The 24587-nt window shown below is 61.2% G+C and carries 20 protein-coding genes; 9 read left to right on the forward strand and 11 right to left on the reverse strand.

The features are described 5' to 3' along the window. Nucleotides 1–48 precede the first annotated feature (48 nt). Nucleotides 49–978 (forward strand): LysR family transcriptional regulator, encoded by a 930-nt coding sequence (locus CTR2_RS06150; protein WP_087084698.1) that lies wholly within the window; start codon nucleotides 49–51, stop codon nucleotides 976–978. 140 nt (nucleotides 979–1118) lie between these two features. Here the strand turns inward: CTR2_RS06150 and ppsR are convergent, their stop codons facing one another. Beyond that, nucleotides 1119–1940, reverse strand: coding sequence for a posphoenolpyruvate synthetase regulatory kinase/phosphorylase PpsR (ppsR, locus tag CTR2_RS06155; protein ID WP_003057637.1), 822 nt, complete (start codon nucleotides 1938–1940; stop codon nucleotides 1119–1121). Between the two features lie 252 nt (nucleotides 1941–2192). Here ppsR and ppsA point away from each other — a divergent pair, with 252 nt between their 5' ends. From ppsA to CTR2_RS06175, 4 genes are all read left to right on the forward strand, one after another. Next, on the forward strand, nucleotides 2193–4583 hold the full coding sequence (ppsA, locus tag CTR2_RS06160; protein WP_087084697.1) for a phosphoenolpyruvate synthase: 2391 nt from the start codon (nucleotides 2193–2195) through the stop codon (nucleotides 4581–4583). Nucleotides 4584–4598: 15 nt separating this feature from the next. Next, nucleotides 4599–4988 (forward strand): DUF4212 domain-containing protein, encoded by a 390-nt coding sequence (locus tag CTR2_RS06165; protein WP_254913427.1) that lies wholly within the window; start codon nucleotides 4599–4601, stop codon nucleotides 4986–4988. After that, complete coding sequence (locus tag CTR2_RS06170; protein ID WP_087084695.1) at nucleotides 4981–7065, forward strand: VC_2705 family sodium/solute symporter; 2085 nt, start codon at nucleotides 4981–4983, stop codon at nucleotides 7063–7065. Before CTR2_RS06165 ends, CTR2_RS06170 begins: the two co-directional genes overlap by 8 nt. Nucleotides 7066–7255: 190 nt before the next feature. Next, nucleotides 7256–7762 (forward strand): hypothetical protein, encoded by a 507-nt coding sequence (locus tag CTR2_RS06175; RefSeq protein WP_087084694.1) that lies wholly within the window; start codon nucleotides 7256–7258, stop codon nucleotides 7760–7762. Between the two features lie 79 nt (nucleotides 7763–7841). Here the strand turns inward: CTR2_RS06175 and CTR2_RS06180 are convergent, their stop codons facing one another. From CTR2_RS06180 to dnaG, 6 genes are all read right to left on the reverse strand, one after another. Further along, nucleotides 7842–8195: an FKBP-type peptidyl-prolyl cis-trans isomerase gene (locus CTR2_RS06180; RefSeq protein ID WP_003070674.1), complete on the reverse strand. Its 354-nt coding sequence runs from the start codon at nucleotides 8193–8195 to the stop codon at nucleotides 7842–7844. Between the two features lie 130 nt (nucleotides 8196–8325). Then, complete coding sequence (locus CTR2_RS06185; RefSeq protein ID WP_003057624.1) at nucleotides 8326–8631, reverse strand: winged helix-turn-helix transcriptional regulator; 306 nt, start codon at nucleotides 8629–8631, stop codon at nucleotides 8326–8328. A gap of 356 nt (nucleotides 8632–8987) precedes the next feature. Beyond that, a complete protein-coding gene (locus tag CTR2_RS06190; RefSeq protein ID WP_087084693.1) occupies nucleotides 8988–9932 on the reverse strand; it encodes a ketopantoate reductase family protein in 945 nt (314 codons plus the stop codon). Nucleotides 9933–9953: 21 nt separating this feature from the next. Next, complete coding sequence (locus tag CTR2_RS06195) at nucleotides 9954–10946, reverse strand: Bug family tripartite tricarboxylate transporter substrate binding protein (protein ID WP_087084692.1); 993 nt, start codon at nucleotides 10944–10946, stop codon at nucleotides 9954–9956. 148 nt (nucleotides 10947–11094) lie between these two features. Continuing rightward, the gene (rpoD, locus tag CTR2_RS06200) at nucleotides 11095–13542 is read right to left on the reverse strand and encodes an RNA polymerase sigma factor RpoD (protein WP_087084691.1); all 2448 of its coding nucleotides are present in this window, start codon (nucleotides 13540–13542) and stop codon (nucleotides 11095–11097) included. 275 nt (nucleotides 13543–13817) lie between these two features. Beyond that, nucleotides 13818–15803, reverse strand: coding sequence for a DNA primase (gene dnaG, locus CTR2_RS06205; protein WP_087084690.1), 1986 nt, complete (start codon nucleotides 15801–15803; stop codon nucleotides 13818–13820). Nucleotides 15804–16395: 592 nt separating this feature from the next. Between dnaG and CTR2_RS06210 the strand changes: the two genes are divergently transcribed. Beyond that, a complete protein-coding gene (locus CTR2_RS06210; RefSeq protein ID WP_087084689.1) occupies nucleotides 16396–18042 on the forward strand; it encodes an acyl-CoA synthetase in 1647 nt (548 codons plus the stop codon). 190 nt (nucleotides 18043–18232) lie between these two features. Here the strand turns inward: CTR2_RS06210 and CTR2_RS06215 are convergent, their stop codons facing one another. From CTR2_RS06215 to CTR2_RS06230, 4 genes are all read right to left on the reverse strand, one after another. Then, a complete protein-coding gene (locus CTR2_RS06215) occupies nucleotides 18233–19030 on the reverse strand; it encodes a UDP-2,3-diacylglucosamine diphosphatase (RefSeq protein WP_087084688.1) in 798 nt (265 codons plus the stop codon). 120 nt (nucleotides 19031–19150) lie between these two features. Then, nucleotides 19151–19678, reverse strand: coding sequence for a peptidylprolyl isomerase (locus tag CTR2_RS06220; RefSeq protein ID WP_087084687.1), 528 nt, complete (start codon nucleotides 19676–19678; stop codon nucleotides 19151–19153). 69 nt (nucleotides 19679–19747) lie between these two features. Further along, nucleotides 19748–20329, reverse strand: coding sequence for a peptidylprolyl isomerase (locus CTR2_RS06225; RefSeq protein ID WP_087085217.1), 582 nt, complete (start codon nucleotides 20327–20329; stop codon nucleotides 19748–19750). A gap of 122 nt (nucleotides 20330–20451) precedes the next feature. Further along, a complete protein-coding gene (locus CTR2_RS06230) occupies nucleotides 20452–21015 on the reverse strand; it encodes a tetratricopeptide repeat protein (protein ID WP_087084686.1) in 564 nt (187 codons plus the stop codon). Nucleotides 21016–21236: 221 nt separating this feature from the next. On the opposite strand from CTR2_RS06230, the gene cysS reads away from it, so the two are divergent. Genes cysS through CTR2_RS06245 form a run of 3 tightly spaced genes read left to right on the forward strand, consistent with a single transcriptional unit; the run spans nucleotide 21237 to nucleotide 24535 of the window. Further along, nucleotides 21237–22622 (forward strand): cysteine--tRNA ligase, encoded by a 1386-nt coding sequence (gene cysS / locus CTR2_RS06235; protein ID WP_087084685.1) that lies wholly within the window; start codon nucleotides 21237–21239, stop codon nucleotides 22620–22622. Between the two features lie 50 nt (nucleotides 22623–22672). Further along, the gene (locus tag CTR2_RS06240) at nucleotides 22673–23497 is read left to right on the forward strand and encodes a Fe-S cluster assembly protein HesB (RefSeq protein WP_087084684.1); all 825 of its coding nucleotides are present in this window, start codon (nucleotides 22673–22675) and stop codon (nucleotides 23495–23497) included. Between the two features lie 60 nt (nucleotides 23498–23557). Further along, a complete protein-coding gene (locus CTR2_RS06245) occupies nucleotides 23558–24535 on the forward strand; it encodes an acetyl-CoA carboxylase carboxyltransferase subunit alpha (RefSeq protein ID WP_003057594.1) in 978 nt (325 codons plus the stop codon). Nucleotides 24536–24587 lie beyond the last annotated feature (52 nt).

Genomic DNA, 24587 nt, shown 5'->3' on the forward strand with positions numbered 1-24587 from the left:
CACTCATAAGCAGAACTTTCGAATCCAATTGAGGATACATTCGCAGTCATGCCGAATCTGCGAGCCATAGAAACCTTTGTCAAAGCGCTGGAGGGCGGCTCCATCGCCTCGGCTGCGCGCCAGCTGGGCATTTCGCCCGCCGCTGCCAGCCAGAACATTGCGCGGCTGGAGCGCGAGCTGGGCACGCGCCTGATCACCCGCACCACCCGGTCCATGGCCTTGACCGAGGCCGGAGAGCGCTATCTGGCGCGCGTCGCCCCGGTGCTCGACGAGCTCGAAAAGGCCCAGTCCGATCTCTCGCTGATTCATGGAGAGCTGCAAGGCCGCTTGCGCATTGCCTGCATGGCAGCCTTCGGCCGCCATGTGCTGGCGCCGCTGTTGCCTGCGTTTAGCGCGCTGCATCCGCGACTGGAGCTGGAGCTCCTGATCACGGACCGGCATGTGGATGTGCTCAAGGAAGATGTGGACATCAGCGTGCGCTACCGCGATGTGCTGGAGCCCGGCATGTCGGTGCGGCTGCTGGCCTCGGTGCCGCGCATTCTGTGTGCATCGCCGCAGTATCTGCAGCAGCATGGCCGCCCGCAGACGGCACAGGAGCTGCTCGAGCATGCCTGCTTGCTGTATCGGCGCGAGCGCGACGGCAGGCTTATGCGCTGGCCCTTTCTGCGCGATGGCCAGCGCACCGATCCGCAGCAGAGGATTGCGGCCATAGGCAGCGATATCGATGCCCTGGTGGAGTTCGCCGCTGCCGGTGGCGGCATTGCCTGGGCCGGTAGCTTCATCGTCCATGAGGAGCTGCGCAGGGGGCGGCTGGTGCCGCTGACGCTCAAGCCGGCGCGCAAGGGCCAGTTGCAGTTCGAGGATGCTCCGCTGGACTTCTTCGCCTGCTTCAAGGATCGTAAATATGTACCAGCCAAGGTCCGTGCGCTGGTGGACTATCTGCTGCAGGTGCTGCCGCAGCAGTCCGTCCTGCGTTGAGCAAGGCGCAATGCATGGCGCCTGCATTACCCGTAGTTCTTGACGCCGGAGCGGGCTAAGTAAGGGCGGCCGAGCAAGAGCCGTCTCGCAGCGAGGGCTGCGCCCCCTTGGGGCAGCGGCGAAGCCGCTCAGGGGGAGGCTTAATGACCCAGATGCTGTGGCAGCACTTCCTGCAAGATGGTAGTGGCAATCTCTTCGATCGACTTGGTGGTGCTGGACAGCCACTCGATGCCGCTTCTGCGCATCATGGCCTCGGCCTCGGCCACTTCGTAGCGGCAGTTGGGCAGGCTGGCGTACTTGGAGTCGGGGCGGCGTTCGTTGCGGATGCTGGACAGGCGTTCGGGCTGAATCGTCAGGCCAAACAGTTTTTTGCGGTAGGGCTCCAGCGCGGGCGGCAACTGCTTGCGCTCGAAGTCCTCGGGAATCAGCGGGTAGTTGGCCACCTTGAGACCAAACTGCATGGCCAGGTACAGACTGGTTGGCGTCTTGCCCGAGCGGCTGACGCCCACCAGGATCACGTCGGCGCCGCTTAGGTCGGCATGGGTCTGGCCGTCATCGTGAGCCAGCGTGTAGTTGATGGCCTCCATGCGCTCCAGATATTCCTTGCTCTCGCTGATGTCGGCAAAGCGGCCCACGCGGTGCAGCGACTTCTGGCCCAGTTCCACTTCCAGCGGGCGCACAAAGGTGCCGAACATGTCGAATAGCTTGCCCTTGCAGTTGGCTTCAAGGAATTCCAGCATCTCCTGGTTGACCAGGGTGGTGAAGATGATGGGCTTTCTCTTCTCCACCTCGGCCACATGGTTGATCTGGCGCACGGCCTGATGAATCTTGTCCATCGAGTCCACAAACGGGATGCGAATCAGCCTCGGCTTGCTCTCGAACTGGGCCATGATGGCCGTGCCAAAGGTCTCGGCCGTGATGCCTGTGCCGTCAGAAATGACAAAAATCGTATGGGTATGCATGGTGCGCGCAGTGATTAGGTGGAGGCGGGGCTGGCAATGCCATGCCCTGAAGTCTGAAACAGGTTTGAGCCGCGCCAGGGTTCATGGCTAGGCCTACAATTGCGCCCATTATTCCCAAATTCCACCCATGCTCGTTGACGGTCAACATCCAGAACAGCAAAGCACTGCATCGATGCAGCGTGGGTTCGCGTGCCCTGGCCATTCAGCCCAGTCGCCGCAAGCGTGCCGGTTTTTTACCTTTGGAGCTTTCCCATGTCTCAACTCTTCGAAGCGACCGCATTAGTCGTTCCGTTCGAAAAACTGCGCATGACCGACGTCGAGTCGGTCGGCGGCAAGAACGCCTCGCTCGGCGAGATGATCTCGCAACTGCCCCAGGGCGTGCGCGTGCCTACCGGCTTTGCCACCACGGCTCATGCATTCCGCGAGTTCCTGGCCTTTGAGGGTCTGGCCGGCAAGATCTCCGCCAAGCTGGCTGCCCTGGACGTGGACGATGTCCGCGCTCTGGCCGCTGTGGGCGCGGAAATCCGCGCCATGGTGGAAAACCAGCCTTTCCCTGCCGATCTGGAAGCCGCCATCCGCGCCGACTTCATCACGCTGCAGGCCGGCAATGAAGCCGCTTCGTTTGCCGTGCGCTCTTCCGCCACGGCAGAAGACCTGCCCGATGCATCGTTTGCCGGTCAGCAGGAAACCTTCCTGAACGTGGTGGGCATCGAAGACGTGCTGCACAAGATGAAGGAAGTGTTCGCCTCGCTGTACAACGACCGCGCCATCTCCTACCGCGTGCACAAGGGCTTCGAGCACGATGTGGTGGCACTGTCCGCCGGCGTGCAGCGCATGGTGCGCTCCGACAAGGGCGCTGCCGGCGTGATGTTCACCATCGACACCGAATCCGGTTTCGAGGACGTGGTCTTCATCACCTCCAGCTATGGCCTGGGCGAGACCGTGGTGCAGGGTGCCGTGAACCCCGACGAGTTCTATGTGCACAAGCCCATGCTCAAGGCTGGCAACAAGGCGCTGATCCGCCGCAATCTGGGCTCCAAGCTGATCCAGATGATCTTTGCCACGCCCGAGGAAAAGGCTGCCGACGGCAAGCTGGTCAAGACCACCGATGTGGCCCACGAGCTGCGCAACCGTTATTCACTGACCGACGAGGAAGTGCAGCAGCTGGCGCATTACGCCCTGGTGATCGAGCAGCATTACGGCCGCCCCATGGATATCGAGTGGGGCAAGGACGGCACCGACGGCCAGCTCTACATCCTGCAGGCGCGCCCCGAAACCGTGAAGAGCCAGGCCAAGGGCCAGGCCGAGCTGCGCTACAAGCTCAAGGGCACGGGCACCGTGCTGGCCGAAGGCCGCGCCATCGGCCAGAAGATCGGTACCGGCCCTGTGCGCCTGGTGTCCGACATCTCGCAGATGGATCAGGTGCAGGCTGGCGACGTGCTGGTGACCGACATGACCGACCCCAACTGGGAGCCCGTCATGAAGAAGGCTTCGGCCATCGTCACCAACCGCGGTGGCCGTACCTGCCACGCCGCCATCATTGCACGCGAGCTGGGCATTCCTGCCGTCGTGGGCTGCGGCAATGCAACCGATCTGCTCAAGGCCGAAACACTGGTGACCGTGTCCTGTGCGGAAGGCGATACCGGCAGGATCTATGACGGCCTGCTGGAAACCGAAGTGACCGAGGTCAAGCGTGGCGAGATGCCCAGCATCCCCACCAAGATCATGATGAACGTGGGCAATCCTCAGCTGGCCTTCGATTTTGCCCAGCTGCCCAACGAAGGCGTGGGTCTGGCCCGTCTGGAATTCATCATCAACAACAATATCGGCGTCCACCCCAAGGCCATCCTGGACTACCCCGCCGTTGACGCCGATCTGAAGAAGGCTGTCGAGTCCGTGGCCCGCGGCCATGCATCTCCGCGTGCGTTCTACGTGGACAAGGTGACCGAAGGCGTGGCAACGATTGCCGCCGCTTTCTGGCCCAAGCCCGTGATCGTGCGCATGTCCGACTTCAAGTCCAACGAATACCGCAAGCTGATCGGCGGCAGCCGCTACGAGCCAGAGGAAGAGAACCCCATGCTGGGCTTCCGCGGTGCAGCGCGTTACATCTCGGCCGAGTTCGGCGAAGCCTTCAAGATGGAATGCGAAGCCCTGCTCCGCGTGCGTGAGGATATGGGCTTGACCAACGTCAAGATCATGATCCCCTTCGTGCGTACCCTGGGCCAGGCCAAGCGCGTGACCGAGCTGCTGGCCGAAAACGGCCTCAAGCGCGGCGAGAACGGCCTGCAGCTGATCATGATGTGCGAAGTGCCTTCCAACGCCGTGCTGGCCGAAGAGTTCCTTGAATACTTCGACGGCTTCTCCGTGGGCTCCAACGACCTGACCCAGCTGACTCTGGGCCTGGACCGCGACTCGGGCCTGGAACTTCTGGCCGCCGACTTCGACGAGCGCGACCCCGCCGTCAAGAAGCTGCTGGCTCGTGCCATCAAGGCCTGCCGCGACCAGAACAAGTATGTGGGCATCTGCGGCCAAGGCCCTTCGGACCACCCTGACTTTGCCAAGTGGCTGGCCGATGAAGGCATTTCGTCCATCTCTCTGAACCCTGACAGCGTGGTCTCCACCTGGCAGAAGCTGGCTGAATAAGCCTTGCGCATCGGCATGCAGACGCATCACGCGCCCGTGCATGACGATGCTGTTTCGGGTGCTCCGCGACAGGCATTCGATGCTTTGGGCAATCCGGTGGAAGTCACCTTCCCGCCGGATCTGCACGATACCTACCACCTGAGACTCAAGGCCTTGCTGCTGACGGTCTGGGTGGTATTTTCATTTGGCATCTGCTACTTTGCACGCGATATCCAGGCGCTGGTGCCCGACTGGCCCGTGGCCTACTGGATGGCGGCCCAAGGGGCGGTCCTGATGTTCCTGCTCATCATCGTGGTCTATTGTGTGGCCATGGACTATTTCGAACGTCAACAGGCGCGTGACGAGGCGCGCAAAGCGGCTGAGGCTCACGACGCCTCCTCTGCCACTTCCGATCTTCATGCCTGAGCGGCCAGTTCTGAGCCGTGCCTATCACTGGCGGCTGCATCGCATTCTGTTTCTCTATGTGCTGGGAACGGCAGGCTTTCTGCTGACCATGCTCTGGGCCGAGGAGCGCGGGCTCTCTCGCCACTGGATCGGGCCCATCTTCCTGTTCTCCACGGTGATGGTGTACGCGGCCATCGGCGTGTACTCGCGCACCAGCGATGCCGAGGAGTATTTCGTCGCCGGCCGGCGCATTCCGCCTTTCTACAACGGCATGGCGGCTGCTGCCGACTGGATGAGCGCAGCCTCGTTCATCAGCCTCTCCGGCGCGCTTTATCTGCAAGGCTTTTCGGGAACCGGTACGCAGCCCGGAGGACTGGCCTATGTCCTGGGATGGACGGGCGGGTTCTGCCTGGTCGGCATGCTGATTGCCCCCTATCTGCGGGCCATGAATCTCTATACCGTGCCGGATTTCTTTCAGGCGCGCTATGGCGGACGTTGGCCGCGCATCATTGCTGCGCTGGCGGCCATCACCTGTTCCTTCACCTATGTGGTGGCGCAGATCTATGGCGTGGGCCTGATTGCCGCGCGGCTGACCGGCGTGCAGTTCGAGATCGGCATCATGCTGGGGCTGGGCGGCGTGCTGCTGTGCTCGTTCCTCGGCGGCATGCGGGCGATCACCTGGACCCAGGTGGCGCAATATGTGGTGATCCTGCTGGCCTTCATGCTGCCGGTTTCCTGGCTGGCCTACAAACAGCTGGGCAACCCCTGGGCGCAGTTGGCCTATAGCCAGCAACTGGGCAAGATTGGCGCCATGGAGCAGCAGTTGCTTTCCTCAGAGGCCGAGCAGTCGGTGCTGGAGGCCTACCGCACCCGCGCTCAGGTGCTGCAGGCCAAGCTGCGCGATGTGCCCAATGTGCTGGCGGCTGAACGCCAGGCACTGAGCGAGCACATCCGCGAGCTGCGCACCAGCAGCGGCAATATCGGCGCCATCATGGCCGCCAGCCGGGAGCTGGCCGCCATGCCCAAGGACGAGGCGGCGGCGCGCGAGCTCTGGAGCCGTGAGTTGCACGAGGCCTATGAGCGGGCCAAGCCGCTGGGCGGCATGCCGCTGCAAAGCCAGCCTTTCGCGGGGGATCCGGATGGCTCGCCGGCCGAGCAGCGGGCCTATGAGGAAAGTCGGCGCAACTTTCTGGCGTTGATGTTCTGCTTGATGGTCGGCACGGCCGGGCTGCCGCACTTGCTCACGCGCTATTTCACGGTTCCCTCGGTGTCTGCCGCACGTACTTCTGTAGCCTGGTCGCTGTTCTTCATCGGGTTGCTGTATCTGGGGGCACCAGCCTTGGCTGTGCTGGTGAAGTACGAGGTCATGAGCAATCTCGTTGGCACGCATTTCGATGCCTTGCCGAACTGGATAGCGCAGTGGTCAAGGGTGGACGCCTCGCTGCTGTCGGTGGAGGACATCAACGGCGATGGCATTTTGCAGTTTGCCGAAATCCGCATGGGGGCCGACCTCATCATGCTGGCCACTCCAGAGCTCGGCGGCATGCCTTATGTGCTCTCCGGGCTGGTGGCTGCGGGCGGACTGGCTGCGGCCCTGTCCACGGCCGACGGACTGCTGCTGACCATCAGCAATGCCCTGGTGCGGGATCTCTATTTCCAGGAGCGCCAGCGCCTGGATACGCGCAAGCGCCGCATGTCGCCCGAACAGCGCGTGATTCTTTCCAAATTCGCATTGCTGCTGGTGGCCCTGTCGGCGGCGTTTGTGGCGGCGCGGCGCTCTTCGGACATTCTTCCCATGGTCTCGGCCTCCTTCTCTTTGGCGGGCTCGGCTTTTGTGCCGGCCATGGTGCTGGGCATCTTCTGGCGCGGCACAACGCGCCGTGGTGCGGTGGCTGGCATGCTGCTGGGCCTGGCCGTGACGCTTTACTACATGGTCTCTCATGTTCCGGGCCTGCAAGGGGTGCTGCCGTCAGTCCTTCGTGGCGAAGCGCTATGGTGGGGTATTCAGCCCATCTCGGCCGGAGTGTTTGGCGTGCCGGTGGGCTTTGCCACCACATTGCTCGTCAGCTGGTGGGAGCAGCGGCGGGCGAGAGTTTGAAAAACTCTTGATTTGATGGCCTTCAGCGATCTTTTGGATCGGGTTCGAGGCAGTTTTCTGCTGAATATCCGCCGTGAGCTGATCTGGAGCATGGGCGGATCAGGCTTGCAGGAAAACCCGCTTTTCAGCTGCAGCCATAGCTGCCACCCTGCAGGGCGGAAAGCAATTCAATGCACAGAGGGCAGGGGCGATGTATCTAGTCAAAACACCCGAGGGCCAGCTGGCCTTCAAGGAGCGCCATGCCGATCTGAGCCAGCGGCTGCGCTCGGCCTTTTTGCTGTTTGACGGTCGTCGCAGCCTCATGCAGGTGCTGGAGGCGACCTCGGCGCTGGGGGTGAACAAGGACGATATTCTGGCGCTGGTCGGCAAGGGCTGGCTGGCCACAAGAGAGTCGTCCGTCGTGGCTGATGCAGCAGCGCAGGCCCATGCATCTTCGCTCTCAAAGAGCAGTTCGGTATCGTTGGCGGCTGCTGACGTCGACCCTGGCAGCGCACAGAGACGCTACCAGAGAGCCTATCCGATAGCGGTGTCCATCACGGGGGCTCTTGGGCTCAAGGGCTTCAGACTGAATCTGGCGGTGGAGGCGGCCATGGGTTATGAGCAACTGGCAGCGCTGGCTCCACGCATACGAGATGCTGCGGGTGACAAGGCCTATACGTCGTTGCACAGGGTGCTGTTCGAGGCGGATGAGACATAAGCAGCATCTGTGCCGGGCCTCTTGCATAGAAAAAAAAGCGGCTTCGGAGAGCCGCTTTTTTGATGAACCAGCCTGTTTTTTAGACAGCCAGCAGTTCCACGTCAAACTTCAGCGTGGCGTTGGGCGGGATCACGCCACCGGCGCCGCGCGCACCATAGCCCAGGGCAGCGGGGATTAGCAGCGTGCGCTGGCCCCCCACCTTCATGCCCTGCACGCCTTCGTCCCAGCCCTTGATGACCATGCCGGCGCCCAGGGGAAAGACGAAAGGATCGTTGCGGTCCTTGCTGGAGTCGAACTTGGCGCCTTGCACGCCATTGTTGTAGAGCCAGCCGGTGTAGTGCACGGTCACGTTCTGACCGGCCTTGGCTTCGGCGCCTTCGCCCACGACGGTGTCTTCGTATTGCAGGCCGGAGGCAGTAGTGTTGAATGCCATGATGATTTCCTTTCAGCGCAAAGCAGAAAAAGGCGATGGAAAAAAGGGCCCGCCAAGCACGCTTGGGGCCCTTGGATGATAGTGGTGCACCCGCTTGCTGCCAGTCCCCCGGCCGCAACAGCGGCAAGGTTTACTTCTTGGCGCGCGCGGCAACCCAGCGGTTGGCAAAGGCTTGTACATCGGACAGGCGCTTGAGCAGATCCTGCCCGGTCAGGGTGACGGTGTAGCCGTCGCTGCCATGCTCGAGCAGGCCGCACTCGCGCAGCTCCTTGATACGGGTGTTCAAGGTGTTGGGGGTGATGCCGCCCACACTGTCTTGCAGCAATCGGAAGGTCTGGGGATGACCATCCCGCAAAGCCCACAGCACGCGCAGCGCATAGCGGCATTCGAGCTTCTCGAACAGCTGGTTGATGGCGGCGTTTTCCTTGGAGCTCATGGACGCTTCTCCTTGCGCAATGATGTTGTCGAGCTGGGCGCACTAGGCGCTTTCAGTGCCATGTCCAATGGACTATAGCGGTTAATTTATTTTGCTACAAGTTTAGTAGCTTCAAATCTTCGACTGCAACGCCTTGAAGTGATAAAGGCCACAAACAGCGCGCAAGTGTTGCTGGTCAGCCACGAATCAGGGAGAAGACGCGCTTGCTTCAGGGTTTGTAGCAATAGGGGCAGAGCTGAAGCAGCCCTCGGGACGGGGTGGCGAGCCATGCCGGAAGTGTTAGTACTGGCTTAGGTGTTTCTGGGTGTAAAAATTGACTCTAGCCATTGATTTGTCAGAACAAGCAGCTATGGAAATCATAGTTCCTGCTTTTGTGTCGGCATTTGCTTGAGTTGCACCATCACCTGCAGCAGACGGTTGATCGGCGTGGCAATGCCCAGGGCCTGACCGCGTCGCACCACATAGCCGTTGAGATGGTCGATTTCCGTAGGCTTGCCGCGCGCCAGATCCTGGGCCGTGGAAGAGAGCTGCCGAGGCATGGTGCGCGCTATGGCCGCTACAGCCTCGTCCACGGAGGCCGGCAGCAGCACGCCGTCGGCCAGAGCCACGGCCTTGCATTCGGCGGCAATATCCTGCATGACTGCAGGTACACCCTGCTGCGCGATCAGCCAGCCATAGGGCTGCTGGGTGAGGGCGGAGAGTGCGTTGTACACGCAGTTGATGATGAGTTTTTGCCAGAGTGCGGTCAGCACGCCGTCCGAGGTCTGGGTGGGGATGTTTGCTGCGCTGAACTGGAGTGCAATCTCGTCGCCCTGCGGACAGGGCGCGATGACCAGCTCGCCCCGGCCGAAGTGACGCACATGGCCTGGGCCGGCCATGGCGGTGGCGACATAGACTACGGCAGCAGCCACCGGCTGCTGGCCCAGCACCAGGCGCAGGCGCCGATCGTTGTCCACGCCGTTCTGCAAGCTCAGCACCTGGGTGTGTGCCGCCAGATGGGGCTTGATCTGCGCTGCAGCAGTTTCTGTGTCGGTGGACTTGACGCAGAACAGCAGCACATCGGCGCCTGCCACGGCACTGGCTTCGGTGCTGGTGGTGATGGGGATGTTCAGATCTTCTGTGGCCGTCTGCAGACGCAGACCGTGCTGGCTGATGGCCTGCATATGCGATGCTCTACCGATTAGCGTGACCGGGTGGCCGGCGCGTGCCAGCAGAGCACCGAAGTAGCAGCCCACCGAGCCCGCACCCATGACGGCAATGGACAGGCGGGAGGAGGTAGCGGTGTGGTTGACCATGTTCATGCGGCTATCTCGCAAAGAGGATCAGCTCTTGAGCTTGAGCAGATAGGTCATCAGCTGGGCAGTGGAGGTTTCGACCTCCAGAAATTCATGCAGTGCCTTGCCGGTTTGCCAGGAAGAGTTCCAATTATTGCTGACCAGGGCTTGCTTCCAGCTGTCCTGGTTGCTTGCATGGTCGATAGCAGCCAGCAGTTGCTGGGTGCGTTCTGCCGGCAGATTCCGGCCTGTAAAGACGGCACGCCAGTTGGACATTTCAGCATCCAGACCCTGGTCGCGCATGGAGGCAATGCCGAACATGGCACGGCGTGACGAAACACCGAGGGCGCGCAGCTTGCCCGCCTGCAAGGCTTCTCTGAACTCGCTGTAACCCGAGATTCCCACCTGCACCTGCTTTTGCAGCAGGGCCTGGAGCACATCGTTACCGCCGGCAAAGGGTTTGTATTGCAGTTGCTCCGCATTGGCCTTGGCCAGGCGGGCCAGCATGCCTGCGTACATATGGTCCACACCGCCTGCAGAACCTCCGGCAATGGTCAGTGCCGGCAGGTTCTCGCGCATGGCCTTGGCCAGTGCCTTGGGGTTGGCAAGCGGCGAGTCGGTGGGCACGGCCACCACCAGATAGTCGCTGGTCAGGCGCGCCAGGGGTTGCACCTGCTGCAGCGCAGCCGAATTCTTGTTCAGCGCCAGGGCGCCCACCATGACCATGCCGCCGATCAGCAGGCAGTTGGGGTCGTTGCCATAGCGTTTGGTGTACTCGGCCAAGCCTATGGTGCCGCCCTTGCCGCCGATATTTTCATAAATGACCTTGTCCACCGTGCCGCTACTGGTCAGCACTGCGCCCAGGGCGCGGCCGGTCTGGTCCCAGCCGCCGCCGGGGTTGGCAGGGATCACGATACGCAGTTGCGTGCCAAGGCGCTGGGGCGGATTGGCGATGGCTGCAAAAGGTGTAGACAGCAAGGCAGCGGAGTAGCTTAGCCAGCGGCGGCGTGTCAGGGCATTGTTCGCGTGGGGGGTATTCATGTCTGTCTCCGTCGTTATGTGTCTTTTGGTGTGTTTGGCCGCAAGCGAAGGCTTGCTGACCTGGGCTGCATGCGAAAAAGCCCCGACCTGGGGCAGGTCGGGGCTTTGAGGTTCAAGGAGCCGGTGAGCCGGTTCCGCAGAGCCAGCGTTACAGCGAGTCGATGAAGCTGCGCAGCTTGTCGGAGCGCGAAGGGTGCTTGAGCTTGCGCAGCGCCTTGGCTTCGATCTGACGGATGCGCTCGCGCGTCACGTCAAACTGCTTGCCGACTTCTTCCAGCGTATGGTCAGTGGACATTTCGATACCGAAGCGCATGCGCAGCACTTTGGCTTCGCGAGGCGTCAGGCCGTCGAGGATGTCCTTGACCACATCGCGCAGACCGGCCTGCATAGCGGCATCGATAGGCGCCGTGTTGTTGCCGTCCTCGATGAAATCGCCCAGGTGGGAATCGTCGTCGTCGCCGATGGGCGTTTCCATCGAGATCGGCTCCTTGGCGATCTTCATGATCTTGCGGATCTTGTCCTCGGGGATCTCCATCTTGGCTGCCAGGATGGACGCATCGGGCTCGAAACCAAACTCTTGCAAGTGCTGGCGCGAGATGCGGTTCATCTTGTTGATGGTCTCGATCATGTGCACCGGGATGCGGATCGTGCGGGCCTGGTCGGCGATGGAGCGCGTGATGGCCTGACGAATCCACCAGGTCGCATAGGTCGAGAACTTGTAGCCGCGACGGTATTCGAACTTGTCCACGGCCTTCATCAGGCCGATGTTGCCTTCCTGGATTAGATCCAGGAATTGCAGACCGCGGTTGGTGTACTTCTTGGCAATGGAGATCACGAGACGCAGGTTAGCCTCGATCATTTCCTTCTTGGCGTCACGGCTGGCGCGCTCGCCGCTGTTCATGCGCTTGTTGATGTGCTTGAGCTCTTCCAGAGGCACAACCACACGGGCTTGCAGGTCGATCAGGTTCTGCTGCAGCTCCTGCACGGGCGGGATGTTGCGCTCCAGCACGGCGCTGTAGTTCTTGCCTGCCGCCACTTGCTTGAGGACCCAGTCCAGGTTCAGCAGGTTGGGCGGGAAGTCCTTGATGAACTGCTCCTGCGGCATGCCGCACTTGTCCACGATGATCTTGCGCAGCTCGCGTTCCTTCTTGCGCACGTCGTCCACCTGGGCGCGCACCAGATCGCAGAGCTTTTCAATCGTCTTGGCCGTGAAGCGAATGGTCATCAGCTCTTCGGTGATGGCCTTCTGCACCTTCATGTATGCCTCGGTGCCGTAGCCTTCCTTGTCATACACCTTGTGCATCTTGTCGAAGAGCTCGCGCATGGAGTCAAAGCGACCCAGGGCTTCGTTCTTCAGCTCTTCGAGCTTCTTGGTCAGGGCCTTGGAGCCACCCTTGCCGTCGTCGTCGTCTTCTTCGTCGTATTCGTCGAAGTCTTCTTCGGCCACATAGTCATCGTTCTCGTTGGCATTGACGAAGCCGTCCACCACGGTGGAGATGACAACCTTGCCTTCGCGGATTTCCTCGGCCATGTTGAGGATTTCGGCGATGGTCGCAGGGGAGGCCGAGATGGCTTCCATCATGTCCATCAGACCGCCTTCGATGCGCTTGGCGATTTCGATTTCGCCTTCGCGTGTCAGCAGTTCGACGGTGCCCATTTCACGCATGTACATGCGCACGGGGTCGGTGGTGCGACCGAATTCGGAGTCCACGGTGGACAGAGCCGCTTCGGCCTCTTCTTCCGCTTCTTCTTCGGTGGTCGCCGACTGGCCTGTGTTGTTCAGCAGCAGGGTTTCCGCATCGGGAGTCTGCTCGTACACGGCCACGCCCATGTCGTTCAACATGGAGATCACGACTTCCAGCGTTTCGGCATCGACCAGCTTGTCGGGCAGGTGGTCGTTGATTTCGGCGTGGGTCAGGTAGCCGCGGGTCTTGCCCAGCTTGATCAGCATCTTCAGACGCTGACGGCGGGTGTTCATTTCCTCTTCGGTCAGAACAGTCTCGTCCAGGCCGAATTCCTTCATCAAGGCGCGTTCCTTCGCCTTGCTGATCTTCATGCGCAGAGGTTTGGCCTTTTCGGCAGGAGCAGCAGACGCTTCGGTCGATGCCTCCTCTTCGACTTCACCTTCCAGATCGCTGTCGATATCCGACAGGTCTGCATCATCCATGTCCTCGTCGGCCTCCTTGGCCTTGGGCTTGCGACCGCGCTTGGCGGGAGCCTTGTCGGCATCGGCGCTGGCAGCAGGGGCCTTGACGGCGGTGGCCTTCTTGGCTGCAGGGGCCTTTTTGGCGACAGCCTTCTTGGCGGCGGGAGCGGCCGCTGTGTCGTCGTCTTCTTCGGCCTTCTTGCGGCCGCGTTTGGGAGTTGCCTGCGCCAGCAGCGCATCGGCCATGGCTTTGAGTTCGGCTTGTGACTTGGTAACCACGGTGGTGTCTTTCTTTGCTTCGGCTGCAGATGCAGCACTCTTCTTCACAGCAGGCTTGCTGGCACTGGCCTTTTTCACGGGCTCTGCTGTGGAAGTGGAAGTTTTAGAGGTCTTGGGCTTTGCTGAAGCTTCTGGGGCCTGCTTGGACTTCACGGACTTTGAAACGGGCATGAACACCTCTCACGGTACGAACACACACAAACACACAAAGGAAAACGGAAAATGCAAACAAACGCCATGAAAGCTGGCGCAAGAACAGGTCTAGCCTGTCCGGTGGAGCACAAAGACTCCATGGCAAGATGTTGGGGCGATCATTTGGTATGCAATCCTTGCGAGAAATGGGCCATGCAGTTGCTGCCATCACGTGATTTCTTCACGGTGCCCGGGTCGGAGGTGTTGCTGTCGCTCTTGCCTATATCCCCTAAATTATACCTTTTTTAAAGATGTCAAGAGGCGGAGCTAATAATTACAGATAAATTCTTTCGCCGCTGTTGAAACTCAATGTAACGTCTTGCCGCGGTGGGGTCCGTAGCAATCTCCTTGAGCGCCTTGGCTTCTTCGCGCTTGAGGTGATCTACCAGAATCAGATTGAGAGTGCCGCGCAATTCCTTGCGCAACTCGTCCACTTCACCTTCGGGGTTGGCATGGGCGCCGCTCATGAGCTTTTGGGCCAGCGGTTCGCAGGGAGTGCCTTGCAATTGCTCGCGCAGCACTGCCCAGGAGCGCGGCCCGGACTCGGTGAACTGAGCCTCCAGCCAACGGAACAAGGGGGCATGGCTTTGGTTGCAGCGAGCCAGGGCATCGAAATCCTCATGGGTCATCTCTTCCATGAACTCCATGTGACACATCAGCAGGCGTGCGGCCTGGTCTTCGCGGCTGACCGGTGTGGGGCGCGGGCCCAGCTGCGGCGGGTTCCAGTCCTCGCCCTTTTTGCCCCAGGGTTTGCGCTGGCGACCGAATTCCTTGCGGCCCGACCAGTTGCCACCGCTGCCCTGGCTCGGGTAGGAGGGAGCCGGTGCTGCGGCATCGGCCCAGTCGGGGGCGCTTTCCCAGTTGGCCGCAGGCGCATCCCATTCCGGTGCCTGAGGGCCGGAGGGCGCAGGCGCGCGGCGGGCAATGGGGGCTGTGCGTGCGGTTTCCTGCGCCCAGATATCGGTGAGGTCGCGCGAGTCCAACTGGGCCAGGGCTGCGATTTCGGAGAGCAGCTGGCGCTTGAGGGCTCCGTCGGGCAACAGCGACCACAGCGGTCGGGCGTTGCTGGCCATGTGGGCACGGCCTTCTGTCTGTCCCAGGTCGCAGCCTTCGCTGGCCGATTCGATGAGAAAGCGGCTCAGTGGCGTTGCGTCGCCTACATAGCGCGAGAAGGCCTCGGGGCCGAATTCGCGGATGAAGCTGTCGGGGTCATGTTCCGAGGGCAGGAACAGGAATTTGATGGAGCGCGTGTCCGTCGCCAGCGGCAGGGCCGCATCCAGCGCCTTGCGCGCGGCGCGCCGGCCCGCGCCGTCACCGTCGAAGCTGAAGACCACGGCATCGGTGAATCGAAACAGCTTTTGCACATGCTCGGGCGTGCAGGCTGTTCCCAGCGTGGCCACGGCATTGGCAAAGCCCAGCTGGGCCAGCGCCACCACGTCCATATAGCCTTCGGTGACCAGGGCGTAGCCCATGTCGCGCAGGGCCTGCCGGGCTTCGTAAAGGCCGTAGAGTTCGCGGCCCTTGTGGAAGACCGGTGTTTCGGGGGAGTTCAGGTATTTGGGTTTTTCATCACCGAACACCCGCCCGCCAAAGCCTATGCACTCGCCTTTGACATTGCGAATCGGGAACATGAGCCGGTCGCGGAAGCGGTCGTAGCGGCGGCTGTCGTCCTCGCCCACGATGACCAGCCCGCATTCTTCGAGCTGCGGGTTGTCGTACTCGGCAAATACGCTGGCCAGACCATGCCAGCCTGCAGGGGCATAGCCCAGGCCAAAGCGCTTGGAGACTTCGCCGGAGACGCCGCGCTTTTTCAGATACTCGATGGCTTTCGGAGCTGCCTTGAGCTGCTTGCGATAGGACTCGCCGGCTTTTTCCAGCAGATCACTCAGTGTTTCCGCCTTTTGCTTTTGCTGAGCCTGGCGCTGGCGCTCGGCAGGACTGATGTCGTCCTGCGGCACTTGCAGACCGCATTGGTTGGCAAGCTCCTGCACGGCTTCGACAAAGCCCATGCCGGCATGCTCCATCAGAAAGCCGATGGCATTGCCATTCTTGCCACAGCCAAAGCAGTGAAAGAACTGCTTGCTGGGGCTGACGGTGAAAGAGGGCGACTTCTCGCTATGGAACGGGCATAGGCCCATGAAGTTGGCGCCGCCCTTTTTGAGCTGCACATAGCGGCCCACGATGTCGACGACGTCGACGCGGGATAGCAACTCTTGGATGAATGATTGGGGAATGGCCACCCTTGTATTCTGCCTTTTTCGGCAATGGCCGAGGGCGTGGCAGGAATGGAGCAGGCGGGCAAAAAAAAGCCTGCACCCATGGGTGCAGGCTCAGGTCTCCTGATGCCTGGGTCATTGCCAGGCTCTCCTCTAAAACGTCTCCTCCGCCACTCAGTCTTGAGGCTTGCGACCGGCTCCGTGCGGGCAGAGATGCCGGTCTTGCACTGCCAGTGCAGGCAGTCATGTACTCAAAACATGTGCGCATTCTAAAAGCGATTCGAAGTCCTGATGATTGCTCTGTCAGATAAATGATGTCTTATAGATGACTTGCATGAGTTGGCCCTGCCTGGGGAATGAGGGGATTTTTCAACAGGATTCCATGTGTTTGATTTCAAATGAATTTATCGATTTTCAGAAGCTGTTGAAAGTACTGTCTCGCTGAATGACCTTTTGCATTGCTCTGGTTTTCTGCGCATGTTGCATGCCGGTTTGCCGGCGTGGAGTGGCCATTTCGGGCGCAGCTGCTTGATCCCGATCACAACAGGCCTGCATGGCGCTCGGTTGTAAGCCTGGCGTGGCCGATGCTGGAGTACAAAACGCTCAGGAGACAAACATGACAAGTTCTTTCGATCTGAATCTTGCCCCGAATACCGCCAACTACGCCGCGCTGACGCCGTTGAGCTTTATTGCCCGCACGGCCGAGGTCTACCCCGAGCGCCTGGCCATTGTTCACGGCGACTTGCGCCAGAGCTGGGCGCAGACCTATGCGCGTTGCCGTCAGCTGGCCAGCAGCCTGCAGAAAATCGGCATTGGCAAGAACGACACCGTGGCCGTCATGCTGCCCAATACGCCGCCCATGGTGGAGGCGCACTTTGGCGTGCCTATGGCTGGTGCCGTGCTCAACACGCTCAATACCCGGCTCGATGCCGAGACCCTGGCATTCATGCTGGATCACGGCGAAGCCAAGGCCTTGATCGTGGACCCCGAGTTCGCGGCCTTGATGGCCAGGGCGCTCAAACTGCGCAATGGCACAGAACCCATTTATGTGATCCAGGTCGAGGACAGCGTCTATGGCGAGGCGGCCGAGCAGATCGGTGCCATCGACTACGAGAGCTTCGTGGCAGCAGGCGATGCCGGTTTCGAATGGCAGTTGCCCGGCGACGAATGGGATGCGATTGCGCTGAACTACACCAGCGGCACCACGGGCAACCCCAAGGGCGTAGTCTACCACCATCGCGGCGCGCACAACAATGCCATCAGCAATGTGCTGGAGTGGGATATGCCCAAGCACGCCGTCTATCTGTGGACGCTGCCCATGTTCCATTGCAATGGCTGGTGCTTCCCCTGGACGGTGGCAGCGCGCGCGGCTGTAAATGTCTGCCTGCGCCGGGTGGAGCCGCAGGCAGTCTTCGACGCCATTCGCAACCATGGCGTGAGCCATTACTGCGGCGCACCCATTGTGCACAGCCTGTTGGTGAATGCGCCGGCCGCCATGAAGCAGGGCGTGCCCGCAGGCGTCAAGGCCATGGTGGCAGGGGCCGCGCCGCCCGCATCGATGATCGAGGGCATGGAGGCCATGGGCTTTGACATCACCCATGTCTATGGTCTGACCGAAACCTATGGTCCGGCCACGGTCTGCGCCAAGCACGAGGCCTGGGATCTGCTCGACATCGGCGAGCGCGCCCGCCTGAACTCGCGCCAGGGCGTGCGCTACCACCTGCAGCGCTCTGCCGCCGTGCTGGACCCTGAAACCATGCAGCCTGTGCCGCGCGATGGCCAGACCATGGGGGAGATCATGTTCCAGGGCAATATCGCCATGAAGGGCTATCTCAAGAATCCGCAGGCGACGCAGGAAGCCTTCCGCGGCGGCTGGTTCCACAGCGGCGACCTGGCGGTGCAGCATCCCGACGGCTATATCCAGATCAAGGACCGCAGCAAGGACATCATCATCTCGGGTGGCGAGAACATCTCCTCGATCGAAGTGGAGGATGTGCTCTATCGCCATCCCGCCGTGCTGGCTGCGGCCGTGGTGGCCAAGCCCGATCCCAAATGGGGCGAGACGCCCTGCGCCTTCATCGAGCTCAAGGCCGGAGCCGAAACCACGGCCGAGGACATCATTGCCCACTGCAAAAAGCATCTGGCCGGCTACAAGGTGCCGCGCGCCGTGGTGTTTGGCGAGCTGCCCAAGACCAGCACGGGCAAGATCCAGAAGTTCGAGCTGCGCAAGCAAGTAGGCTCGGCTTCCGCCATCTCGGTTTGAGATCTGGCCGTAAACAAAGAAGCCCGGTGCTCCAGCTCTGTGGGCAGCGGGCTTTCGTACCTGCCAGGCTAGCAAATTTAATAGCTGTTGGCGCCTGTTATTCATGGATCTTAGATGGTTTTAAATCTGAAATCTATGAATAGCATGCGCAAGAAGCTCTGAATTGAATAGCGCCAACTGGGGCGGCGCATCAGGCCAGCTCGGGCGGCATGCGCTGCCAGCCTTCGGGCGTCACTCGCAGCACCTCGCTGCGATGCGTATCGGCATCGATATGCCAGTCGCTGAGCACGATGCGCCATTGTCCCTTGCCCAGCGCGTGGTCGGCGGGCTGATGAGTATGGCCGTGAATCAGCCAGGGCGCTTGCGCGGCCTGCATCCAGGTGGCGCTCATTTGCGCGTCGGCATCCGCATAGGGCGCGCCGCTTTGCTTGCGTTGCTCGCTTTCGCTGCGTGCCGATCTGCCGATCGCGCGGCGCACGGCCAGTGGTTGGGCCAGCAACTGCTGTTGCCAGGCGGCGGAGCGCGACACAGCACGGAATTGCTGGTACTCCACATCATCCAAGCATAGTGCATCGCCATGGCTGAGCAGGATGCTGGGGCCAGCCCACCGCAGCACAGTGGGGTCGTTCAGGCCGGTCATGCCGCTGCGGCGCAGAAACTCGTCACCGGCCAGAAAGTCGCGGTTGCCGACCATGAAGAACAGCGGGCGCTGCTGCGCTGCCTCGCGCAGCACGGCAGCGCATTCGGCCTCGAAGCTGCCGGGCTCATCGAGCGCATCGTCACCCACCCAGACTTCAAACAGATCGCCGAGGATGAAGATGGCGTCGGCGGCACTGCGGGCCAGATAGCTGCGCCAGGCTTCGACCGTCTGCGGCTCCGAAGGCTGCAGATGCAGATCGGAAATAAAGTCGATGGCTCGCCAGCCGGGTGCGCCTTGCAGCTGCGCCACCTGAGGAGCCGTCGTGCGGGGATCTGAAGATTCAGTCATGTGATGATGGTGGGCAGCCTGAAAACAATAACGGCCCCGAGCGAGAGGCGGCAAGCAAGAGCCGCCTCGCAGCGAGGCCGTCGTCCCCCTTGGGGGGAAGGCGCGCAGCGCCTCAGGGGGTTAGATCGCGATCGCCTTGTCGATCACCACGGCGTCGAAAGGCACGTCGTCGTGGAAGCCCTTGCGAGTGGTGCGCACCTTCTTGATGGCGTCCACGACTTCTTCACCCTTGACGACCTTGCCGAACACGGCATAGCCCCAGCCCTGGCCGGTGGGAGCGGTGTGGTTCAGGAAGCCGTTGTCCACGGTGTTGATGAAGAACTGGGCAGTTGCGCTGTGAGGATCGCTGGTGCGAGCCATGGCAATCGTGTACTTGTCGTTCTTCAGGCCGTTCTTGGCTTCGTTCTCGATGGGCGCAGCAGTTTCCTTCTGCTTCATGTCGGCCGCAAAACCGCCGCCCTGGATCATGAAGTTCTTGATCACGCGGTGGAAGATGGTGCCGTTGTAGAAGCCCTGGTTCACGTAGTTCAGGAAGTTCTCGGTGGACTTGGGCGCGTTCACGGCGTCCAGTTCCAGGGTGATCACGCCCTGGGTTGCAGTGTCAGCCACGTTGATGGTCACGTGCAGTTCGACTTGGGGATTGCTCATGTCTGTGCTTTCTAGAGGATGGAGTAAAGAGGCGGGCGTGGCCCGGCAGGGGCAGCGCCGCCGGGTTGTTTACTTGATTTCGGTGGCGGAGAGGATTGTTACCGGCGTCGTAGGCACATTCTGGTGCATGCCACGGTTGCCCGTAGCCACGGCGCGGATTTTGTCCACCACATCCATGCCCTGGACGACCTTGCCGAAGACGGCATAGCCATGGCTGTCGGGCTTGGGGTTGAGCATATCGTTGTTCACCACATTGATGAAAAACTGCGAGGTGGCGGAATTGGGGTTGCTGGTGCGTGCCATGGCAATCGTGCCGCGGTCGTTCTTGAGGCCGTTGCCGGCTTCCAGCGGAATCGGGGCGCGCGTGGGCTTCTCGTTCAGATTGGCGTCCATGCCGCCGCCCTGGATCATGAAGCCGTCGATGACGCGGTGGAACACCGTGCCGTCGTAGTGCTTGTCACGCACATATTGCAGAAAGTTGGCCGCGCTCTTGGGGGCCTTGGCATCGTTGAGTTCGACCACGATATCGCCCATGCTGGTCTTGAGCTGCACCTTGGATTGCGCCTGGGCCAGGCCGGGGATTGCAAAAACAGTGGCTGTCAGCGCAATGGCGGACAGGGCCTTGAGGCTGTTTCGACGGAAATTCAGCATGGTCATATTCCTGGGTAAGTGGGCCTTGGGCAAGGCCGCTGGACAGCGGCTGCCAAAATAGGCTTGAGGCAGCTGAGGGCACCGGCCAGCTTCACAAGAGGGCAGTGATGGAAAAAACGGGTTCAGCGCTGTGCAGGCTGGGCCGGGGCAGGCGCTGCGAGGGCGGTCGCGGGCTGCAGCAAGTCCTTGAGCTGCTTGAGCTTTGGGTTCAGGGCCGCGGGGCGGCCGCCCTTGGCCAGGGACTGCGCATAGGACTGATAGGCCAGGCGGGCATAGATATCGCCCAGGTTCTCGTGGGCCACGGCATAGTTTGGGTTGTTGCGCACGGCAGCTTCGAGTGCGGCGCGGGCGCGATCCAGATCGCCCTGACGTGCATAGATCACGGCCAGGTTGTTATAGGGCTCTGGCAGCTCGGGATAGTCCTCGGTCAGCTGGCGAAACGCCGCAATCGCGTCCTCGGTCTTGCCGTCATTGCTCAGCGCGATGCCGCGCAGAAAACGCATCTGCGGGTCGCGTGAATTCTTGGCCAGATAGGTGTCCGCTTTTTGCAGCGCCTGCTGCGTCTTGCCGCTTTTGAGCAACTGGGCAACATCCGTGTAATCGTCGGCGTGGGCGCTACCTGCAGCGAGCAAGGCAGCCAGGGCTGCCGCACGCGCTGCGGTACTGAACAAGTTGCGTACAGGCATGTAGGTGCTTTCATGGCGCCGCAAAACTGCGCTGCGGCGGGAGCTTATACTGCGAAGAATTGTAGCTGAGGGGTGTGCGGCGCTTAGGCGTCTGGCCGGACCGGGATGTGTCTGGATGCTAGTGCGCATTTTTCAGCCTCAGGGAATGGCAGGCACGGTTTATGCATCGCAGGCATGACCAGTGCTGCTGCTCGCCACCCTCTCTCCCTATTTCAAGATTCATGAGTTTGCGTATCTACAACACGCTGTCGCGTGCACTGGAATCGTTTTCGCCGCTTGAGCCGGGCCATGTGCGTATGTACGTCTGTGGCATGACGGTCTATGACCTCTGCCACCTGGGCCATGCACGCTCCATGGTGGCTTTCGACGTGGTGCAGCGCTGGCTGCGCGCGAGCGGCTACAAGGTGACCTATGTGCGCAACATCACCGACATCGATGACAAGATCATCAGGCGTGCGGTGGAAAACGGCGAGACCATACGCAGCCTCACCGATCGCATGATCGATGCGCTGCACCAGGACGCGGATGCGCTGGGCATCGAGCGCCCCACGCTGGAGCCACGCGCCACCGAGTATGTGCCGCAGATGCTGAGCATGATCGCCCGCTTGCAGGGCAAGGGCCTGGCCTACCAGGCCGGCAACGGCGATGTGAACTACGCCGTGCGCAAGTTTCCGGGCTACGGCAAGCTCTCGGGCAAGTCGCTGGACGAGCTCAACGCCGGTGAACGCGTGGCTGTGGCCGACGGCAAGCACGACCCGCTGGACTTTGTGCTGTGGAAGTCGGCCAAGGCCGACGAGCCGGCCGATGTGAGATGGCAAAGTCCGTTTGGTGAAGGCCGCCCCGGCTGGCATATCGAATGCTCGGCCATGGGCTGCGAGCTGCTGGGCGAAAGCTTTGACATCCATGGCGGCGGTGCGGATCTGCAGTTCCCCCACCACGAGAACGAGATTGCCCAGAGCGAGGGTGCGACCGGCAAGCCGTTCGCCCGGACCTGGATGCACAACGGCTTCATCAACGTGGACAACGAGAAGATGTCCAAGTCGCTGGGCAACTTCTTCACCATCCGCGACGTGCTCAAGGAATACGACGCCGAGACCATCCGTTTCTTCGTCGTGCGCAGTCACTACCGCAGCCCGCTGAACTATTCCAATGTGCATCTCGATGATGCGCGCGGTGCGCTCAAGCGCCTCTATACCGCGCTGGACCTGGTGACGCCTGCCGAGGTGCAGATCGACTGGAGCAATCCCTATGCCGCCCGCTTCAAGGCGGCGATGGATGAAGACTTCGGCACGCCCGAGGCCGTGGCGGTGCTGTTCGAGCTGGCTGCCGAGGTCAATCGCAGCAAGTCGCCCGAGGTGGCGGGCTTGCTCAAGGCCCTGGGGGCATGCCTGGGCCTGCTGCAGGCCGAGCCGCAGAAGTTTCTGCAGGCCGGTGCCGAAGGTGTGGACGCTGCCGCGATTGAAGCGCAGATTGCCGCGCGCGCAGAGGCCAAGGCTGCCAAGAACTGGGCCGAGGCCGACCGCATCCGCAAGGATCTGCTCGATCAGGGCATTGTCCTCAAGGACTCGGCCGCGGGCACGACCTGGGAAGCGGCCGCCAAGGGCTGAGGCTGCATGCAATATCTCATCAACTGTGTGAGCAGTGCGGAGAGTCGCGCATGAGTGCGGCCAAGCATCTGGACACCATGGAGTTTGAACAGCTGCCGCTGGTGGCTGATCTGCCCGTGCCCATGGGGCCGGCTGCGCCTTTGCCTGTGGCGCCTTTGGGGGCTGCAGCCATTGCTCAGCCTGCGGGTACAACTGCAAAGCAGGCAGTCACGTCCAAAGCAGCTGCTCCAAAGGTCCATCTGGATTTGCCTGATGGTGTGCCCGCCTATTGGGCTGAGGCCTGTCGTCAGCTCATGCGCCGCGATCGCGTGCTCAAGCGCCTGATTCCGCAACTCGGCAGCCAGGCGCTGCTGCCTTGCGGGCAGGAACAGGCCTTTGCCACATTGGCCCGCTCCATTATCGGGCAGCAGATTTCGGCGAAGTCCGCCAAGACCTTGTGGAACAAGTTCGCTAGGCTGCCTGCTGCCATGCAGCCCGAGCAGGTGCTCAGGCTCAAGGTGGACGATATGCGTGCGGTGGGGTTGTCGGCCCGCAAGGTGGACTATCTGGTCGATCTGGCTCTGCACTTCACCGAGAACCGTCTGCACATGGATGAATGGGCTCAGATGAGCGATGAAGTCATTATTGCCGAGCTGATGTCCATACGCGGTCTCAGTCGCTGGACGGCCGAGAATTTTCTGATTTACTGTCTGGGGCGGCCCAATGTGCTGCCTCTGGACGATGCCGGTTTGATACAGGGCATCTCTCTCAATCATTTTTCGGGCGATCCTGTCAGTCGCAGCGATGCCCGTGAAGTTGCCGAGGCTTGGAAACCGTGGTGTACGGTTGCAACTTGGTATATTTGGCGCTCGCTCGAGGCGCAGCCTGTGGCTTGATGACATCTGTCCACTGGCCGATTGCAAGGATTGCAACAGGCTGGCACAAGGAGAAATACGTTGGCGAAAAAGAACTTTCTGGATTTTGAGCAGCCCATTGCCGAACTCGAATCCAAAATCGAAGAACTGCGCTATGTGCAGACTGAAAGCGCAGTAGATATCTCGGAAGAGATCGATCAGCTCAGCAAGAAAAGCCTGCAGCTGACCAAGGACATCTACAGCGACCTGACCCCCTGGCAGATCACCAAGATCGCACGCCATACCGAGCGCCCCTATACGCTCGACTATGTGCGCGAGTGCTTTACCGACTTTGTCGAAATGCACGGCGACCGCCACTTTGCGGATGACCAGTCCATCATCGGCGGTCTGGCGCGCTTCAATGGCCAGCCCTGCATGGTGATCGGTCATCAAAAGGGTCGTGATACCAAGGAGCGCACACTGCGCAACTTCGGCATGACGCGCCCCGAGGGCTATCGCAAGGCCTTGCGTCTGATGAAGACGGCCGAGAAGTTCAAGCTGCCCGTGTTCACTTTCGTGGACACGCCCGGCGCCTTCCCCGGCATCGATGCCGAGGAGCGTGGCCAGTCCGAAGCCATCGGTCGCAACATCTACGAAATGGCTCAGCTGCAGACCCCCATCATCACCACCATCATCGGTGAAGGTGGCTCGGGCGGCGCGCTGGCCATTGCCGTGGCAGATCAGGTGCTGATGCTGCAGTACTCCGTGTACTCGGTGATCAGTCCCGAAGGCTGTGCTTCCATTCTGTGGAAGACCGGCGAAAAGGCCCAGGAAGCAGCGGACGCCATGGGCATCACTGCTCACCGCCTCAAGGCGCTGGGTCTGGTGGACAAGATCGTCAACGAGCCTGTGGGTGGTGCTCACCGCGATCACAAGCAAATGGGTGCCTTCCTCAAGCGCGCGCTGGGCGATGCCTATCGCCAGTTGACCGATCTCAAGCCCAAGGAGCTGCAGGATCGTCGCTACGACCGCATTCAGAGCTATGGCAAGTTTGCCGACACCAAGGCTGACAACCGCTGATCCCGCAGGCTTGATGCTGCTTGCGCACAATGGCTCCTTCGGGAGCCATTTG

Source organism: Comamonas thiooxydans, from assembly GCF_002157685.2.
GTDB classification, from domain to species: domain Bacteria; phylum Pseudomonadota; class Gammaproteobacteria; order Burkholderiales; family Burkholderiaceae_C; genus Comamonas; species Comamonas testosteroni_H.